Annotated in this window: 13 protein-coding genes and 1 pseudogene; 6 read left to right on the plus strand and 8 right to left on the minus strand. The window is 60.6% G+C overall.

What is annotated here, in order from left to right; all coding sequences use genetic code 11:
- Positions 1-58 precede the first annotated feature (58 nt).
- Positions 59-1,888, plus strand: a complete 1,830-nt coding sequence (gene glmS, locus ACZ9AQ_RS02230) for a glutamine--fructose-6-phosphate transaminase (isomerizing) (RefSeq protein WP_429201066.1) — start codon at positions 59-61, stop codon at positions 1,886-1,888.
- Between the two features lie 188 nt (positions 1,889-2,076).
- Here the strand turns inward: glmS and ACZ9AQ_RS02235 are convergent.
- Positions 2,077-2,398 (minus strand): annotated as a pseudogene (locus tag ACZ9AQ_RS02235) (IS30 family transposase); the annotation flags it as partial.
- A gap of 550 nt (positions 2,399-2,948) precedes the next feature.
- Between ACZ9AQ_RS02235 and ACZ9AQ_RS02240 the strand changes: the two are divergent.
- On the plus strand, positions 2,949-4,067 hold the full coding sequence (locus ACZ9AQ_RS02240) for a sensor histidine kinase (protein ID WP_429201064.1): 1,119 nt from the start codon (positions 2,949-2,951) through the stop codon (positions 4,065-4,067).
- Between the two features lie 193 nt (positions 4,068-4,260).
- Here ACZ9AQ_RS02240 and ACZ9AQ_RS02245 read toward each other — a convergent pair whose 3' ends face one another.
- Both ACZ9AQ_RS02245 and ACZ9AQ_RS02250 read right to left on the minus strand, forming a co-directional pair.
- Complete coding sequence (locus tag ACZ9AQ_RS02245; RefSeq protein WP_429201062.1) at positions 4,261-5,439, minus strand: ATP-binding protein; 1,179 nt, start codon at positions 5,437-5,439, stop codon at positions 4,261-4,263.
- Positions 5,436-5,822: a response regulator gene (locus ACZ9AQ_RS02250; RefSeq protein WP_429201060.1), complete on the minus strand. Its 387-nt coding sequence runs from the start codon at positions 5,820-5,822 to the stop codon at positions 5,436-5,438. Before ACZ9AQ_RS02250 ends, ACZ9AQ_RS02245 begins: the two co-directional genes overlap by 4 nt.
- A 467-nt stretch (positions 5,823-6,289) precedes the next feature.
- On the opposite strand from ACZ9AQ_RS02250, the gene ACZ9AQ_RS02255 reads away from it, so the two are divergent.
- Positions 6,290-6,520: a PEP-CTERM sorting domain-containing protein gene (locus ACZ9AQ_RS02255; protein WP_476108114.1), complete on the plus strand. Its 231-nt coding sequence runs from the start codon at positions 6,290-6,292 to the stop codon at positions 6,518-6,520.
- A 241-nt stretch (positions 6,521-6,761) separates the two neighbouring features.
- Here the strand turns inward: ACZ9AQ_RS02255 and ACZ9AQ_RS02260 are convergent, their stop codons facing one another.
- The 3 genes from ACZ9AQ_RS02260 to ACZ9AQ_RS02270 all read right to left on the minus strand — a co-directional run bounded on the left by ACZ9AQ_RS02260 (position 6,762) and on the right by ACZ9AQ_RS02270 (position 10,701).
- Entirely contained in the window at positions 6,762-7,583 is an 822-nt protein-coding gene (locus ACZ9AQ_RS02260) for a response regulator (protein WP_429201056.1), read from the minus strand.
- A gap of 32 nt (positions 7,584-7,615) precedes the next feature.
- Entirely contained in the window at positions 7,616-9,895 is a 2,280-nt protein-coding gene (locus ACZ9AQ_RS02265) for a PAS domain-containing hybrid sensor histidine kinase/response regulator (RefSeq protein WP_429201054.1), read from the minus strand.
- Between the two features lie 65 nt (positions 9,896-9,960).
- Positions 9,961-10,701, minus strand: coding sequence for a Crp/Fnr family transcriptional regulator (locus tag ACZ9AQ_RS02270; protein WP_429201052.1), 741 nt, complete (start codon positions 10,699-10,701; stop codon positions 9,961-9,963).
- A gap of 244 nt (positions 10,702-10,945) precedes the next feature.
- On the opposite strand from ACZ9AQ_RS02270, the gene ACZ9AQ_RS02275 reads away from it, so the two are divergent.
- Together ACZ9AQ_RS02275 and ACZ9AQ_RS02280 are read left to right on the plus strand one after the other, a co-directional pair.
- Positions 10,946-11,080: a hypothetical protein gene (locus ACZ9AQ_RS02275; protein ID WP_429201051.1), complete on the plus strand. Its 135-nt coding sequence runs from the start codon at positions 10,946-10,948 to the stop codon at positions 11,078-11,080.
- Between the two features lie 127 nt (positions 11,081-11,207).
- Positions 11,208-12,812: a phospholipase D family protein gene (locus tag ACZ9AQ_RS02280; protein WP_429201049.1), complete on the plus strand. Its 1,605-nt coding sequence runs from the start codon at positions 11,208-11,210 to the stop codon at positions 12,810-12,812.
- 270 nt (positions 12,813-13,082) lie between these two features.
- On the opposite strand, the gene ACZ9AQ_RS02285 is transcribed toward ACZ9AQ_RS02280, so the two are convergent.
- Positions 13,083-13,718 (minus strand): outer membrane lipoprotein, encoded by a 636-nt coding sequence (locus ACZ9AQ_RS02285; RefSeq protein ID WP_429201047.1) that lies wholly within the window; start codon positions 13,716-13,718, stop codon positions 13,083-13,085.
- A gap of 421 nt (positions 13,719-14,139) precedes the next feature.
- Complete coding sequence (locus tag ACZ9AQ_RS02290) at positions 14,140-15,138, minus strand: NADP-dependent oxidoreductase (protein ID WP_429201045.1); 999 nt, start codon at positions 15,136-15,138, stop codon at positions 14,140-14,142.
- 533 nt (positions 15,139-15,671) lie between these two features.
- Between ACZ9AQ_RS02290 and ACZ9AQ_RS02295 the strand changes: the two genes are divergently transcribed.
- Positions 15,672-16,565 (plus strand): LysR family transcriptional regulator, encoded by an 894-nt coding sequence (locus ACZ9AQ_RS02295; RefSeq protein ID WP_429201043.1) that lies wholly within the window; start codon positions 15,672-15,674, stop codon positions 16,563-16,565.
- Positions 16,566-16,746 lie beyond the last annotated feature (181 nt).

A 16,746-nucleotide genomic window follows, 5' to 3' on the forward strand; every position in this document is an offset into this window, starting at 1 on the left:
TTATTTCACACAGATTGCTCTACGATAATACTCAACAGTTTTCAATGAGAGGTTAGCCATGTGCGGTATCGTCGGAGCAGTCGCCAAACGCAATATCACCCCCATCCTGATCGAAGGCCTCAAACGCCTTGAGTACCGGGGTTATGACTCCTGCGGCGTGGCCGTCCACCTCGATGGCCGCCTGACCCGCTCGCGCTCCACCTCGCGCGTGGCCGACCTCGAATCGCAAGTCAAGGAAGCACGCCTCGACGGCTTCACCGGCATCGCCCACACGCGCTGGGCCACGCACGGCGCCCCGGCCTCGCACAATGCCCACCCGCACTTCTCGCCCACCGAAGACAATGCGCGCATCGCCCTTGTCCACAACGGCATCATCGAGAACCACGACGAGCTGCGTGCCGAACTCACGGGCCTGGGCTACAAGTTCACGAGCCAGACCGACACCGAAGTCATCGCCCACCTGGTCGACCACCTGTACACGGGCGACCTGTTCGAGACCGTGCAGCAGGCCGTCAAGCGCCTGCACGGCGCCTACGCCATCGCCGTGTTCTGCCGCGAGGAACCGCACCGCGTGATCGCCGCGCGCCAGGGTTCGCCGCTGATCGTCGGCGTGGGCAAGGAGGAGAATTTCGTCGCCTCCGACGCGATGGCGCTGGCCGGCACCACCGACCAGATCATCTATCTCGAAGAAGGCGACGTGGTCGACCTGCAACTGGCGCGCTACTGGATCGTCGACGTCGATGGCCGCCCGGTCGAGCGCGACGTGAAAACCGTGCACGCCCACACCGGCGCGGCCGAGCTCGGCCCCTACCGTCACTACATGCAGAAAGAGATCTTCGAGCAGCCGCGCGTGATCGGCGACACCCTCGAGGGCGTGACCGGCGTGATGCCGGAACTGTTCGGCGACGGCGCCTTCGCCGTGTTCAAGAAGGTCGACCGCGTGCTGATCCTGGCCTGCGGCACCAGCTATTACGCGGGTCTGACCGCCAAGTACTGGATCGAATCGGTGGCCAAGGTGCCGGTGAACGTCGAGATCGCCAGCGAATACCGCTACCGCGACAGCGTGCCGCACCCGGACACCCTGGTGGTGACCATCTCGCAGAGCGGCGAGACGGCCGACACCCTGGCCGCGCTCAAGCACGCACGCAGCCTCGGCATGCACCACACGCTGACCATCTGCAACGTCTCGACCAGCGCCATGGTGCGCGAGTGCCAGCTCGCCTACATCACCCGCGCCGGCGTCGAAGTCGGCGTGGCCTCGACCAAGGCGTTCACGACCCAGCTGGCCGCGCTGTTCCTGCTGACGCTGACCCTGGCGCAAGTAAACGGCCGCCTGACCGATGCCGAGGAAGCCGAGCACCTCAAGATGATGCGTCACCTGCCGGTCGCGCTGTCGTCGGTACTGGCGCTCGAGCCGCAGATCATCGCCTGGGCCGAGGAATTCGCGCGCAAGGAGAACGCCCTGTTCCTGGGCCGCGGCATCCACTACCCGATCGCCCTGGAAGGCGCGCTGAAGCTCAAGGAAATCTCGTACATCCACGCCGAAGCCTACCCGGCCGGCGAACTCAAGCACGGCCCGCTGGCGCTGGTGACCGAAGAGATGCCGGTGGTAACGATCGCGCCGAACGATGCGCTGCTGGAAAAGCTGAAATCGAACATGCAGGAAGTGCGCGCGCGCGGCGGCCAGCTGTACGTGTTTGCCGACGTCGATTCGCGCATCACCTCGGGCGACGGGCTGCATGTGATCCGCCTGCCGGAACACTACGGCCTGCTGTCGCCGATCCTGCACGTGGCGGCGCTGCAGCTGCTGGCGTATCACACGGCGCTGGCGCGTGGGACCGACGTGGACAAGCCGCGTAATCTGGCGAAGTCGGTGACGGTCGAGTAAAGGCAGGCGGGGCAAGTTGCATTTGTGTGGCGCACTAAGAAAGTGCGCCACCAACAATAAAGTCTGCCACAACAGCCATAGTCGGCTGGCTCCCGGGGGTAGCAACAACGCCGTGCACTGAACTATACCGACCGTCCGCTATCGGCTGCGCATTCCATCAGTGCTCGCAATACATTGCCTCGATCCTATGTCAGTGATTTATAGAGCTCCTGAGGAAGCTTTCGCGCATTCATGATGAGTGCATTGACCACCGCCCCGGTGTCTTTGCCGCCTGCCTTCACCAGCATCACATAACGGGGTCTGGCGCTCGACGAGCGTAGCACTCTGACTGTTCCCAATGCTCAGGTTTCGCGCGATCGTCGACAGTAGCAGGACGCTCGTTGATCGAGACGGTGGCAGTAAATGGTTACCTGTCTTTTGCGTGTGATGACGCGACCGCCGCATATTCCGGGTACGTCGCAACTGCTGAAACACTTCCTTTTTCAATGCGCCGCGCCGGAATAGAGCCCGATTCCGCCAAAAGAACAGGGACGCCATTTTCGCGATTTATCAACGAGCAGATGTTGCCAATAACGGCATCAGGCAGGGATGGGAAATCGGCCTGCCTACGTGAACGCGGTGGCGGAAAGCCATTCGGGTAGCATCGCCGTCGACAGTAGTCTTGAACGCGGAACGGCTTTCATTATTGATATTCCGGTCGACGTCCGACCATTTATCGATTTGCCAATACTGGCGTAACGTGGACCACGCATGACGGTGTCGAAGGATGGAGCACGTGGGGCCTCGGACGAATCGCGAAACCGCCATATTGGATGGCGCTTGACAGCCGAAGCTGTCCTTTCCCGGTGCCGGGACAAGAAAGTGCTGGTACCTGATGACGCAATCCGTGAAATCCGAACTGTGGTGAAATTGTCTATGTATTGATTCTTAAAGCTATAAAAATGATATGGCGTAGATATCTGTCATAATTGGAGGACAAGGCACGCGTTTTCGTGGTCGATAGTCGATGGCTGCTTCTATGTGTCTGTCTACGACTCAATCCTCAGAATTTGTTCTCTGTATGCCTCCTTCTTCTGATTTGCGTCACTCCGACGAACTGCCTGCTTCAGTTAGCAAAGAGCTCTTCGCAAGCAGCCCCGACTGCATCAAAATCCTGAAACTCGACGGGACCGTCAAACGGTTGAGCACTGGCGGCCAGGTCGCCCTCGAACTCGATACCCTGAACCAGCTCGACGGCGCCTACTGGCCTGGTCTCTGGCCTGGCAGCGAGCAGGCGCGTGTCGACCAGGCGGTCGTTGAAGGACGCGAAGGCCGGCGTACCCAGTTTCTGGCGTTTTGTCCAACCGCGAAACGTACACCGAAATGGTGGGACGTGGTGGTCACCCCTGTCGCGGGCCCAACCTCCGGCGTGAGTGAATTGCTCGTTGTGTCGCGTGATGTCACGGAGCTGGTGCGTACCAAGAAAGCGCTGGAAGAGGCGAATGAACAGAAAGATGCCTTCCTGGCAGCACTCTCTCACGAACTGCGTAATCCGCTTTCCGCTCTGGCCATGGCAGCGAAAGTGCTTGAAAAGTTTCACGCCAGCACACCACAGGTCGCGCAGGTGAGTGAACTGATTCAGCGTCAGGTCGGCCATATGAGCCGCTTGGCCGAAGATTTGCTCGATGTGTCGCGGATCACGCGGGGACAGGTCACGATGAAATTCGAGGAGTTCGATCTGCGTGACAGTGTCGGCGACCTCGTTGAGCAGCTTGGTCCGGCACTGGCCAAGAAAAATCAGACGCTGCAGAAGCACATTGCGGACAAACCTGCTCGGATCCGTGGCGACCGGGTGAGATTGGCGCAAGTGCTGGGGAATCTTGTCGGAAATGCCTCACGGTACTCCCCCGCGCATTCCGGGATTCGCCTCTCGATCGAGATCGAGAAGGAGTCAGTCAAACTGCAGGTGTGCGACGATGGCCAGGGCATGTCGGCTGGACTGATGGCGACGCTGTTCGATATGTATTCCCAGGGCCAGGCGTCCGGAGACCGCAAGGCTTCCGGTATAGGGATGGGCTTGCCAATCGTGAAAAGTCTGGTAGAGCTTCATGGCGGAACCGTTCATGTTGAAAGTGCAGGTACGAACATGGGCAGCAGGTTTACCGTGTTGCTTCCGCTATTGTCACCACAAGCAAACTAGGGGTGCGCGGTTCTGGCCGATATCGACGGTGGCGGTTTCGACGGCACGTTCTGTCTATCAAGGCTGGCCCCCTGGGCACGCAAGCACGTTACCGATATCTCAATGAATCGCCACGGTAGCGCCGATCGCGCCACAAAGGCGCCGGTGGCGAGCAGTATCTCAATGTGATCGTGCAGTAGGCAAGTATGTCGTCTTACATCTGCTGCGCCAGGTCGGACTGCTGGTCGTCATTCCGGCGATGGGGTATCACCCTGGGCAGGCGCGCAGAAAAAACGACGCCGTCATCCTCGCTGGAGCTCACGGAAACCTTCCCCTCGTGTGCAGTGACGATCTGCTTGACGACGTAGAGGCCCAAGCCCAGGTTTTGCGTCCTTGACGCAACACGCTCGCTTGCAGGACGTATTGCAAAACGTTTTACAGGATCAAACAGTGTCCGCAGCTTCGCCGGCGGAATCAACTCGGCCTCGTTTCGCACTTCATATATCACTTCGCCCGGAAGCCCCCGCATCGATACCTTGATCAGGCTCTCTGGCTTGCCGTGCTGGATGGCGTTTGAAATCAGGTTGGAAAATACCTGGGCCACCCTTGCGCCGTCCCAGGCCCCTGTCAAATCACCTTCAATGACGAGGTCGATTTTACGGTCCGGATGGAAGGTCCTGGCTTCTTCGACTACAGCATGACATATCTCTGCAAGGTCGACGGTGTAAGGGTCCACCGGTATGCCGTCGCCCAGGTGCGACGTCGAGAAATCAAGCAGGTCCCGTACAATCGCATCCATTCTTTTCGAACTGTTAAAGATTCTGAGACCCACCTTCAGCGCTTTCGACGGCAAGGTCTGGTCTTGAAGCAGCACCTGGGCGCCCATGCTGATTGCACCGAGCGGCGTTCGAACGTCATGGCCGAGAATGGCCAGAAAGAGGTGCTGGGCTTCGCGCAGCATTTTTGCATAGCGGGACATCGATTCTGTCTGGGCCTGGTCGATCGCCTCGTTGAAGCGAACCATGTCCTGTATGTCGCCAGCGGTCGTTACGTCAACCTGAGACGCCCACAGGCGCAGCACACTCGAGCGAAGCGCCCGGTATTCAGCCATGACCTGCTCACCGGTGAAGCCGGCCGCCACGCGGTCGGCCGCGTGGATCTCGGCGGCGGTATCGTCGTTCGATTGCGGTCCGAGTCCCTTGGACTTGGCAATACTCTCGTGTTCACCCTGCGGGGTATCCAAGTCGGCTGCAATCACTTTCAGGACGGCGACCGCATGATCCCTTAATTCTTTTTTGTTGGCATTAACGAGTGGTTCCAGCGTCGAGGCGAAATCCTCCCACTCCTGCAGTATGTTTTCTAGGTGGGCCAGAATAAAGCTGGATAATTTCATTGGTGTCCTTCACAGCGGTAAGCGGCTCCGGCGCTGTCCTGCAGCAGTTTTCTCACCGCAAGCAACAAGTCCTCGGCCAGGAATGGCTTGCGCAGGAAAGCGTCATAACTGTTTCCGGGGGCAACCTCGCATCGCAAGGAACCGCTCATCAACAAGACCGGAAACTGTTGAGTGAGTGGCCTGGCTTTTAATTGTTCACTCAGCTCCGGCCCGCCGATACCAGGCATGCAACAATCGGAGATGAGCAGGTCCGGTTGTTGATGCGAAATTTGTGCGAGGGCGTCCGTTCCACTGAGTACGACGCTAACGTCATAGCCATGGGACTCCAGCACCATCGAGCAGTTCTCGGCGAAATCGGAATCATCATCTGCGATTAGAATCATTGTTATCTCCTTGTGCGCCGAATGCCCTTGTTTCCCAAGGCGCGCATTTGGCGCTGTCCTGCAAAAAGCCATCAGATGAGCGCACGTTTAACGGTGCGCATCGACTGTCCGTTCTTATGCGGCATGGTCGCAATTCCGTGCTTGGCGCTGCGGAAGGACAGCGACCGTGTCCCCAGGCCGTCCTGCGTCGCCCTTTGCGCCATCGTCGCCCGTGGCGCCCGCTACTGCCCGGGCGCCCGTTGCACCGGTAGCGCCAGAGGCGCCGGCAGGACCGGCAATCACTTGCACAATCGGTGGCGTGTCCTCCGGCAGGCAAGCGGACAGGACAACGCTCGCAGCGAAGGCGAGCAAGATCAGGGCATATTTCATGGTGAATCCTTAGGTGGGGCAGTATGGCGCTTTGGGCGGAACGGCTCGACGGCATCGTGCACAAGTCCTGCGTGGCGGGAGACTATCGGTGCGCGCAGATGCCTTGGTCGGGTGGAGCGCAGGCGGGGCGTGATCGAAGAGTGGACCGATTGTGCTCTGCCGTTAGGCCGAGTTCCGTTCGGAACCGAACACTGAGTACTTTCCGCCGGTATTGGCCGTCCGGTGATGTTCCGGAACCGGCTACGCGGGCACTGTTCGCGCTTGGGCTATGCACGCTGGCCATGCGACGCCCGGCCCGGCGTGCCAGCATTGCCCGCGAAACCAGCTGAAGCCTGGCTGAGATGGGCCTGAGAACCTATCCCGGTAGGTGAGCGTCGGGCCGAGAGCGCCTGGCAGGCAGGTGCTGTGTAGCATGGCACCCCATGCCATGCTGCCTCCTCGCGCCTTGCTCACGCCCCTCCAGGCATCGACATGAACTTCCTCCCACCTACCGGGATAGGTTCTCAGTACGGTGGCAACACTTCGCCACGACGCCCGGAAAAAGAGGAATTGCGCGGATGTGAAGCCGCCTCAGGCCCGTTGCATGCGTTCGCTGACGTCCAGTCCTATCCCCCGGTAGCCGGAAAACGCGCTGGCGGCGTCAAACATCGGCTCACCGCTGACCTGGAGATACTGGACGCGCGCGTTCGGCAAGGTCCTGCTGTAAATAAAATCGAGGAAGGGCTGGCGGTTGGCGATTTTTTCCTCAAGCGTTGCCCGCTCCAGCATATTCCAGCCTGCTGCCGCCAGTTCTTCGGTGCTTGTGCTGGCGCCGAGACCGAGGACTTCCTCGACCGGGCCGGAGAATTGCGTCAGTCTGCCGGTCGCGTCCTGTTCCCAATACCAGTCCGATGAGAGTTCCGTGAAACGCTGGAAACGTGCTTCGCTTTCGCGCAACTCGGCGGTACGCTCGCATACGGTCTGTTCGAGCAGACGGTTGTGGTCATCCAGCTTGCGATATAGAAGGCGTACCTCCAGCATATTGTGGATGCGCGTCTGAACCTCGACGAAATCGAAAGGCTTGCTGACAAAGTCTTTCGCCCCCGCCTTCAGGGCACGCAGTTTATGGGCCGGCTGGGCGGTGATGACCAGCACGGGCAGATAGCTGCCCTGCTCGATCTTCTTGAGTTCTTCGATCACCTCGAAACCATCCATCTCCGGCATCTGCAGGTCGAGCAGGATCAGGTCGAAGCGGTGTTGTTTGTGCAGTCCGTAGACTGCATGAGGCGATTGGGTGGTGGTGATGTTTTGATAGCCCTCATTGAGCAACATTTGCTCGAGTAGCATCACGTTCGCTTCCTGGTCATCGACGATCAGGATGCTCGCGTTCAGGATTTCGGCGGATTCAAGCATGGCACTTCCTCAGAATTTGCATCGACATGTCGTTATTGGCCGTGTTCGGCCGGCTGAACCAGGCTGGCTGAATGCAGCAAGGCTACGTCGAGCGCATCCATGAATTCGTGAACGCGGATCGGCTTGGTAAGGTAACGGAAGAAACCGGCTTCCAGTCCCTTCTCGATGTCCCGGGGAACGGCATTCGCCGACAGTGCCAGGACCGGGATGTGCGCGGTGGCGGGGTCGTCGCGCAGGCATTTGAGTGCGCCATAACCACTGATGCCGGGCAGGTTGATGTCCATCAGGATCACGTCCGGCAGGTAAGCGCGCGCCAATTCAATGCCGAGATGGCCGTCGATCGCGGTGAGCAGCTTCAAGTCGCCGCGGCGCGCGATCAGCTGCTCGACCAGGGCGAGATTGGCGGGGTTGTCCTCTACATACAAGAGCGTCGGCTGGTCGCCGGACTCGAGCGCCGCGGCCTGCCGGCGCTCGAGCGACATCTCGTCGATGTTGTCGAGTGCCAGGACAGGTGGGGTCGATGCCGCAAACTCAACCCAGAACACCGTTCCCGTGCCGACCACGCTTTCGACACCGATCTGGCCGCCCATCAGCTCGACCAGCTGCTTGGTCACGACCAGGCCGATGCCTGTACCTTCTTCGACACTGTCGTGCTGGCCCAAGCGGTTGAAGGGCTGGAACAACTGTGCCAGCTGATCCGCAGGCAAACCGGCGCCGGTGTCCTTCACGCTGATGCGTACACGGCCGTCGCTACGCTTGGCGCACTCGACGATCACCGTGCCACCGGCACCGTTGTATTTGATCGCATTCGACAATAGATTGATCATCACCTGCTTGATCCGGGTGCGATCGGCATGTACGTAGAAGACGTTGTCGAGCTCGGGGAAGGTCATGGCGATGCCGCGCTTCGTTGCCTGCGGTTCGATCATTCCCTTGCAGTCCTGCAGCACATCGTTGATCGACATCGATTCCTGCGACATCGTCACCTTGCCTGCCTCGATCATGGAAAGGTCGAGAATCTCGTTAATGAGGCGCAGCAGGTACCAGCCTCCCTTCAGTATCTGGTCGATCGAACGCTGCTGGCGCGGGCTAGGGGGCGGCACTTCCGAGGCCATCAGCTGGGCAAAGCCGAGCACCGCATTGAGTGGGGTACGCAGTTCGTGGCTCATGCTCGACAAGAATTCGGATTTCGCGCGGTTGGCTTTTTCGGCCGCTTCCCTGGCAAGCTGCAACGCGACGTTGGTCTCTTGCAGGGCGTCCTCGAAGTGCTTGCGCTCGGTGACGTCGCGCGCCGCGGCAAACACTCCCTTCAAATTGCGGTCCCGGTCGTGGAAGGTGGTTGCGTTGAACGACACCACCGTCTTGGTGCCGTCGCGCGCCAGCGCGGTCAATTCATAATTGGTGACTTTGCTTTCCTGAAGGACCCGGGTGATCGCCTCCGCGGCACGCTGCGGCTCGGTGAAACAGCCGGTGAAAGGTGCGCCGATCAGCTCATCCCGGGTGCGGCCGGTCAGCATTTCCATCTGGTGGTTGACGTCGCTGATCATGCCGCGCAAGTCCGTCGTGATCAGCGGATCGATATTCGATTCGATGAGCGAGCGCGTATAGAAATGCTGGTCGCGCAGGCGCTGGTCGAGCAGGGCCTGTTCGGCCTCGACTTGCTTACGGGCCGTATTGTCGGTTCCGATCAGCAGAAAACCAATGATCTTGTCCTCGGCACCACGCAGGGCAGTAACCGACATGAGCGCCTGGAAGCGCGAGCCGTCCGCGCGGATATAGGTAAGCTCGTAACTGTCTTCGATGCCCCGCAACGCTTTGTAGACGAGCGCGTCAAAACCGGGACGGATCACGGTACCGAACTCACTACTGAGCAATGCCGAGCGCTCGATCAACTCCTGCGCATCCGATATGCTTGCCGGCGTCAGTTTGTTCACCACATCCTCGGGCGCGTAGCCAAGCATGCGTTGCGCGCCCACGTTGAAGATCTGGATGACGCCGTCGGCATCGGTGGCGATACTCGAAAAGTTTGCGCTGTTGAAAATGGCGTCCTGCAGGGCGCCTGCTTTCAGCAAGGGAGCCGAGAGCAACTTCGCCTGCGTTGCGCGTTGCAAGCGGGACTGGCGCTTTGCCAGCACCAGCAAGCCTCCGAGGAAACATAGCAGCAGTGCAATGATCAGTTGGATACGTGTCGCCGCCGTGCCCCCGCTTAATTGCTCGAGCGCGATGGCTGTAGTCAGCAATAATGCGACGAGTGTCGTGGCGAAACCAATCGTCATCAGGCGTTTGCCAAAAAAATGTTTGATGTGTTGCATAGTGCAATCCGGTGTCCGGCTCATGAGCGCAGGTCAAGTCCGGCAGGTGGTGGCGACACGCGCTGTCAGGCAGCGCGCCGGGACAAACCCGCAGGTTGGTGGTGGCGTACGTCCGACAACAGCCGGCCGAATTCTTTTTTGACGACGCCGTAGCATTCGCACACATGCCCTTCGAGGCCGGCGCGATCGAGCACGGTGATGTGGCCGCGCCGATAACTGATGTGGCCGCGTCCCTGCAGCCGACCGGCCGCTTCGGTCACGCCTTCGCGGCGCACTCCCAGCATGTTGGAAATGAGTTCCTGCGTCATCGTCAGTTCGCCGGCGCCCAGGCGATCGAGCGTCAGCAGCAGCCAGCGGCACAGTTGCTGCTCCACGGTATGGTGGCGGTTGCAGACCGCGGTCTGCGACATATGGGTGAGCAATGCCTGGGTATACCGCAGGAACAGGCGCATCACCGGGCCAGCCCGGTTGAATTCTTCCATCAGGATCCGCACGGGCAAGCGATAACCATGGCCGCCGGTCTGGATGACGGCCCGGCTCGGGGTGCTGCCGCCACCCATGAAGAGCGATACCCCCAGCATCCCTTCATTGCCGACCCCGGCGATTTCAGACGAGCCGCCGTTTTCCAGCAGGTAGTGCAGGGAGATGATCGCCGTCGTCGGGAAGTACACATAGTCGAGCGTATCGCCCGACTCGCATAATACGTCGCCAAGGCGCAACGGCAGGGATTCAAGGTGAGGCGAAAGGCGTTCGAACTCGGCGTCCAGCAGGGCTGCGAGAAGATGGTTCTGGTTTGGGTCTTGCATACACAGCACGCTGGGTGAGTTGTTTCGTGGTGATTTCGTTGATGTCACAGGAGCCTAGCATGCGAATTTCATAAAACCAAGAAATATTGTGTTTGGTATCTATGTCTTTTCTTTGCGTGGTACCGAACGGAGCCGGCTATCGGATGGGGTAATAGTGCTGCGTGGAGGCGGGGACCGGCGCGCTGCCGGCCTTTCACAGCCCGCCCCCTGCTGAGCAGGGTGTACTCAATAAGAAAGCAACAACATGAACGTAGTCCAGGACTACACGAGCGTGATGATCCGCTCGGCCAATTGGTTGGGTCCGCTCACCTCGCCCGTTGCGGCGCTCGCGGCGACCAAAGTCGTGGCCATGCTCTGGACCTTCCTGCTGCATGGCTGATCTGGCATCGCGTGTCCGCCCAGGCAACCCGATGCCCGTGCCCGGCCCTGGGCAGGCCATTGGCCGCAGGTTACAAGCTGCACTGTGGGATGGGGAAGTGCCGAGGATGAGGCGGGACGAAACGGGCGTGTCCAAGCGCGTTGCGGATAGCGGCGGAACGGCCGGCCAGGATGTGAACGCGCGTCGGTATCGCTACGGCCCGGCGTCCGCATTTGCGCTGTGCGTGCTGTCATTTTTGATCACCGGTTGCTCTGCCTTGCCGCCGCTGGCGAGCCGGCCTGGCTCCGCGGCCGACCTGGATACAGGCGCCACTCAGCTCGGGCGAGCAATCGCGGCAGGGGTGAGCGCGCATCCGGGCAAATCCGGTGTGTATCCCCTTGCCGATGGCCGCAACGCCTTTGCTGCGCGAGCACTCCTGGCGCAGGCCGCCGAGCGCACCCTCGATATCCAGTATTACATCTGGCACAACGACATGACCGGCACCTTGCTGTTTGCCGCCTTGCGCCAGGCTGCCGACCGCGGCGTGAGGGTCCGGCTGCTGCTCGACGACCAGAATACCTCCGGGCTGGATCCCTTGCTCGCAGCACTCGATGCACATTCCAGCATCGAAGTGCGCCTTTTCAATCCATTTGTTATTCGAAGCGTGCGTGCTTTCGGCTATCTCACCGACTTCAGCCGCGCCAACCGCCGCATGCACAACAAGTCCTTTACTGTGGACAATCAGGTGACGATCGTAGGCGGCCGGAATGTGGGAGACGCCTACTTTGGCGCTGCCGACGACGTCTTGTTTGCGGACCTCGACATCATGGCAATCGGACCGGTCGTCACCGAGGTGTCAAAAGACTTCGATCGCTACTGGAACAGCAACTCATCGTATCCTGTAGGTGGGTGGCTGCCCGCCGTGGACCGCATCGCGCTCGATGCACTGGCGGCAGCCGCGTCAGATATTGAACGCAGCCCGCGTGCCCTGATTTACCTGCGCGCCTTGCGCGGCTCCACGTTTGCCAGCGACCTGCTGGAACACCGCCTGGTCTTTGAATGGACCACGACGCGCATGATCAGCGACGATCCTGCCAAGGGACTGGGGCTGGAAGAACCCCGCAGCCTTGTCGTCAACAAGCTCAGGAAGAGGATGGGCGAACCGGTTTCCGAACTGAATCTGGTATCGCCTTATTTCGTGCCCATGGAGGCCGGAACCGATACATTCGTGGCGTTGGTCAAAAGCGGTGTCAAGGTCACGATACTGACCAATTCTCTGGAAGCGACCGACGTGGCGGCGGTGCATGCAGGTTACGCAAAGCACCGCAAGACGCTGCTCGAAGCCGGAGTGTCGCTCTACGAACTTCGGCGCCTGACCCAGGCTTCTGCGCGCAGGAGAGTGTTGGGCCTGCGGGGCAGTTCGGCTTCGAGCCTGCACAGCAAGACCTTCTCGGTTGATCGTTCCCGCGTTTTCGTCGGCTCCTTCAATTTCGACCCGCGCTCGGCCAGGCTCAACACCGAGATGGGTTTTGTTATCGAAAGCCCGCTATTGGCTCGACGCATCTTTGCCGCGTTTGATGAAAGAATGCCGACGGAGGCCTACGAAGTGCGCCTGTCCCCCGAAGGGCAGCTGTATTGGCTGGAGCGCCGCGGGGGAACGGTTTTGCGGCATGACGTTGAGCCGGGCACCAGCTTGGGCGAGCGTGCAGGCGTCTCGTTGATGTCGATATTGCCAATCGACTGGTTATTGTAGTGATCGCCGTGTCGAGCTCGAGCATGATGTGCGACCGTTTCATGTGGGACGCTCGCGCAACGACGGCACGGCGATGATGGATGTGCGTCCGCGGTGGCACGGATACTTCGTATCGACATGGTGGTACGGTTTGATCCATGCGCTGGTCGATGCGCCTGGCGTCCAGACAAAAAAACGGCCGCGGCGGGCACTCAAGGGCACGCGGCAGCCGGTGGTCGGAAACCGCAGCGCCCTGGCTTGCACCAGGCGCGCTGCGGCTTGTCATACGGTTCAGCCGTTCATCTGCACGACGCCGTCGACAATCTTGACCTGGTCACCGTTACGCCATTCAGGTTGCGTTGCCTGTGCGACAGTGCGCGTCGAGCCATTGTTCATGTGGACCGTGGTTTCATAGCTCTGCGTGGCTCTTGCCTTCTTTTCGATCTGGTTTCCGGCGAGGGCACCACCGATCGCGCCGACGACGGTCATCGCCTGCTTGCCGTGGCCGCCGCCGACCTGGTTGCCCAACAGGCCGCCAACAACGGCGCCCCCCGCAGCGCCTAGCCCGCTACCGTCCCCGCCGGTGGTAATCGTACGGATCGATTCGACGGTGCCGCAATTCTGGCAAACCAGCGTTTGGACCCGGCGCACCGGCTCGGCACGGGATGGGGCCTGGGCAACCGGCTTGGGCGCAACATGCCGAGGCGCTGCATGGATCGCCTGCGGGGCAGGGTTCGCAGGCGCCGCAGCGATCACGGGTTGCGCCAGCGCCGACGTAGCAGCATCGGCGTTGGCGCCCACTGAACTCGGAAGCCATCCCATGAGGGCGGCGGTCCCGGTCAGGCAGACCAGCGCGACGGCGCTGCTGGCAACGATCAGCATCGGATGGGCACGACTCTTCGAAGCGCTATTGACGGGCATGTTCATGATAATTCCTTGTGGGATGTGAAGCTGGGGAGACACGGAGCGGCCCATGGGGGCGTGTTCTATTTCTTTTTTAACCGCTTGTACGAAACACGTTTTTTCTTGCTGACACCGTTATCCGCGTTTCGAAGCTTGCCTTCTGTGGCTTACCGCACATAGCCCAAAATCAATGCGCAAGCGCTGAGCTCCGCGTGCCGGATGCACTCTGATGACCTGGAATGAGCATGGGCAATACCGAGTTGCCAAGAATAATAAAAAGCCCGGACAGCAATGTCCGGGCTCGTTGATCATGGGTGACGCGCCCGCCTCGTGACTGCCGACGCTGTCAGACAGCCGGGAGTCCACGCCGCTCGGTCTTGCTCTACCACCGGGCGCGCAAAACAGGCTCGGCGGGGAGCCCTTCCGGCTGGCTATCGCAGGCCCGTTATCGGGTCAGCTTGACGAGCTGCTTGCCGAAGTTCTTGCCCTTGAGCAGACCCAGGAAGGCCTCGGGAGCGCTGGCCAGGTCTTGCGCGATCGTTTCGCGGTACTTGAGCTTGCCGCAGGCGACGAGCATGGCCAGCTCGTTCAGGCCCTGGGGCCAGAACTCCATGTGCTCGCCGACGACGAAGCCGCGCATGGTCAGGCGCATGACCAGCACCGCCTTGAAATTATTGACCGGGAGCGACTCGCCGTTATACCCGGCGATCAGGCCGCAGACGGCAATCCGGCCGTAGGGATTCATGCGCGCGAGCGAGGCGTCCAGCACTTCGCCGCCGACGTTTTCGAACACCGCGTCGATCCCGTCCGGGGTGGCAGCGGCAAGGTCGGCCACGAGGTTGCCGGCCTTGTAGTCGACGCATGCATCGAAGCCGAGTTCATTGACCACGTAATCGCACTTTTCCTTGCCCCCTGCGATGCCGACCACGCGGCAGCCCTTCAGCTTGGCCAACTGGCCGGCGGCGCTGCCTACCGCACCGCTGGCGGCCGACACCACCACGGTTTCACCGGGTTTCGGGGCCATGATCTGGTTCAGGCCGTACCAGGCGGTCATGCCCGGCATGCCCACCACGCCCAGATAGGCCTGCAGCGGAACTTCGCTGGTGTCGACCTTGCGCATCTGGCTGCCGTCCGAGACGCCCATTTCGGCCCAGCCCAGATTGTCGACCACCTTGTCGCCGACGACGAATTTGGGGTTCTTTGACGCGACCACTTCGCCCACCGTGCCGCCGGCCATGGTGGCGTTCAGCTCCACCGGCGGCATGTAGCTTTTGCCCTCGTTCATCAGTGAGCGCATGTACGGGTCGACCGTCATGTACTCGTTGCGGACCAGCACTTCGCCGTCCTTCAGTACGGGAACCTCGACCGTTTCGAGCCGGAAGTTTTCTGGTGTGGCCTCGCCCGTGGGACGCGAGGCCAGCACGATGCGTTGGAATGTAGTCATGCTTGTTTCTCCTGTAACGCCGGGGGCGCCGCCGTCTGCCGGCGCCTGTCGGCTGGTGTGCTTGCCTGCGGCTTTACTCGCATGCAAGCGTATGCTGCTTGCACAGCTACGACGAATGAAAAAGGGTGGCAATCCGCGCAAACAAAAAGGCCTAGCGTGGACCGTTCGTTCGCCGGATGTCAAGCTCCTCAAGGCAAAAGCTGCCTTGGAATTTCTCAGCTGATGATTCCGCTTCCTCGCGATCGGCACGTGTTGTTCGCGCCACGAGGTCGGGGTTGGCGGTTTAAAAAATGCTCCTGCTTAAACCATGTGTCGCGCAGGGTTCGTTGGAGGCGCCGGGATAGATTCCCGCCTGTCATCACGGCCGATTCCCGGCCATGGACATTCCCTCCATAATCGCGTTCGTCAACGCTGAATGCGCGTCGGGCGACGATCGCCTGCCGACAGGTTCAAGATAACCTATATATTGCTTTTGATTAAGTAGGTTAGACTTCCGTATATACAGGACAAACTGTCCGCGCAAGGGAAGTCATATGGATAGTTTTGCCATCAGTATATTTGTGCACGTGGCTGACACGCGCAGTTTCGTCGCCGCCGGCCGGGCAGTCGGCGTCTCGGCGTCGGGCATCGGCAAAAGCATCGCCCGACTCGAACAAAGCCTGGGCGTGCGCCTGTTCCACCGCAGCACCCGCAGCGTGACGTTGACCGCGGAAGGAGAAATGTTCCTGGAGCGCGCCAGGCGCATTCTCGACGAATTCAATGCGGCGCAGGCGGAGCTGTCGCAAACCATGAGTACGCCGCGCGGCCGCCTGCGCATTGGATTACCGATGATCAGCGAACCGTTCGTGTTGACGCTGGCTGCATTTCAGCAGCGTTATCCGGAAGTGGAGCTGGATCTGGATTTCGATAATCGCCATGTCGACGTCATCGACGAGGGGTACGACGTCGTGATTCGTAGCGGAAGTATCGACGACTCCCGGCTGACCTCGCGCACGCTCGGCACGTTTCAGATGTGGCTGGTGGGTGCGCCCGATTACTTCGCGCGCCGCGGCACACCGCTGCATCCGCGTGACCTGCAGGATCACGACTGCATCCAGTTCCGCATGCCCAATACCGGCCGCTTGCAGGCCTGGCAACTGCAACTGGGCGTCGGCGAACCGGAGCCGCTGCTGGGCCGCCGCATCACCTGCAATACCGATGAGGCCCGCCGCTGTTTCGCGCTCGAGGGGATCGGTATCGCGTACATGCCGCATTTCGCCGTCGGCGAGGCGCTGCGAAGCGGCGCGCTGGTACGGGTGCTGAAGGACTACACGCTGGAACAGAACACGTTCCGTCTGCTATGGCCTGCCAGCAAGCACATCACCCCCAAATTACGCGCCTTCATCGACTTCGTCAGCGAACATATACCGCTCGACAAGCGTCCATGACGATTCGAAGCGCATCGGCGGGTCATGTCAAGTCCTTGCTGGCGCCGGTTCTCGAAGCGAGGTCTGCCCGTCCCCAGGAGCTGCATCTCCTGTATCCTTCCAGGAACTATCCGCGATGACGTACCGGGTAGACGCCACGCCAGCATTCCCGGACGGCGCGGGGCGCGGGTGCGGACCGTGT

The organism is Massilia sp. UYP34 (genome assembly GCF_056279385.1).

What these genes read in the sequence shown, in the direction of transcription:
- glmS (WP_429201066.1), top strand. Translation starts at nt 59, where the DNA reads ATGTGCGGTATCGTCGGAGCAGTCGCCAAACGCAATATCACCCCCATC.
- ACZ9AQ_RS02240 (WP_429201064.1), top strand. Translation starts at nt 2,949, where the DNA reads ATGCCTCCTTCTTCTGATTTGCGTCACTCCGACGAACTGCCTGCTTCA.
- ACZ9AQ_RS02245 (WP_429201062.1), bottom strand. Translation starts at nt 5,439, where the DNA reads ATGAAATTATCCAGCTTTATTCTGGCCCACCTAGAAAACATACTGCAG.
- ACZ9AQ_RS02250 (WP_429201060.1), bottom strand. Translation starts at nt 5,822, where the DNA reads ATGATTCTAATCGCAGATGATGATTCCGATTTCGCCGAGAACTGCTCG.
- ACZ9AQ_RS02255 (WP_476108114.1), top strand. Translation starts at nt 6,290, where the DNA reads ATGCCTTGGTCGGGTGGAGCGCAGGCGGGGCGTGATCGAAGAGTGGAC.
- ACZ9AQ_RS02260 (WP_429201056.1), bottom strand. Translation starts at nt 7,583, where the DNA reads ATGCTTGAATCCGCCGAAATCCTGAACGCGAGCATCCTGATCGTCGAT.
- ACZ9AQ_RS02265 (WP_429201054.1), bottom strand. Translation starts at nt 9,895, where the DNA reads ATGCAACACATCAAACATTTTTTTGGCAAACGCCTGATGACGATTGGT.
- ACZ9AQ_RS02270 (WP_429201052.1), bottom strand. Translation starts at nt 10,701, where the DNA reads ATGCAAGACCCAAACCAGAACCATCTTCTCGCAGCCCTGCTGGACGCC.
- ACZ9AQ_RS02275 (WP_429201051.1), top strand. Translation starts at nt 10,946, where the DNA reads ATGAACGTAGTCCAGGACTACACGAGCGTGATGATCCGCTCGGCCAAT.
- ACZ9AQ_RS02285 (WP_429201047.1), bottom strand. Translation starts at nt 13,718, where the DNA reads ATGAACATGCCCGTCAATAGCGCTTCGAAGAGTCGTGCCCATCCGATG.
- ACZ9AQ_RS02290 (WP_429201045.1), bottom strand. Translation starts at nt 15,138, where the DNA reads ATGACTACATTCCAACGCATCGTGCTGGCCTCGCGTCCCACGGGCGAG.
- ACZ9AQ_RS02295 (WP_429201043.1), top strand. Translation starts at nt 15,672, where the DNA reads ATGGATAGTTTTGCCATCAGTATATTTGTGCACGTGGCTGACACGCGC.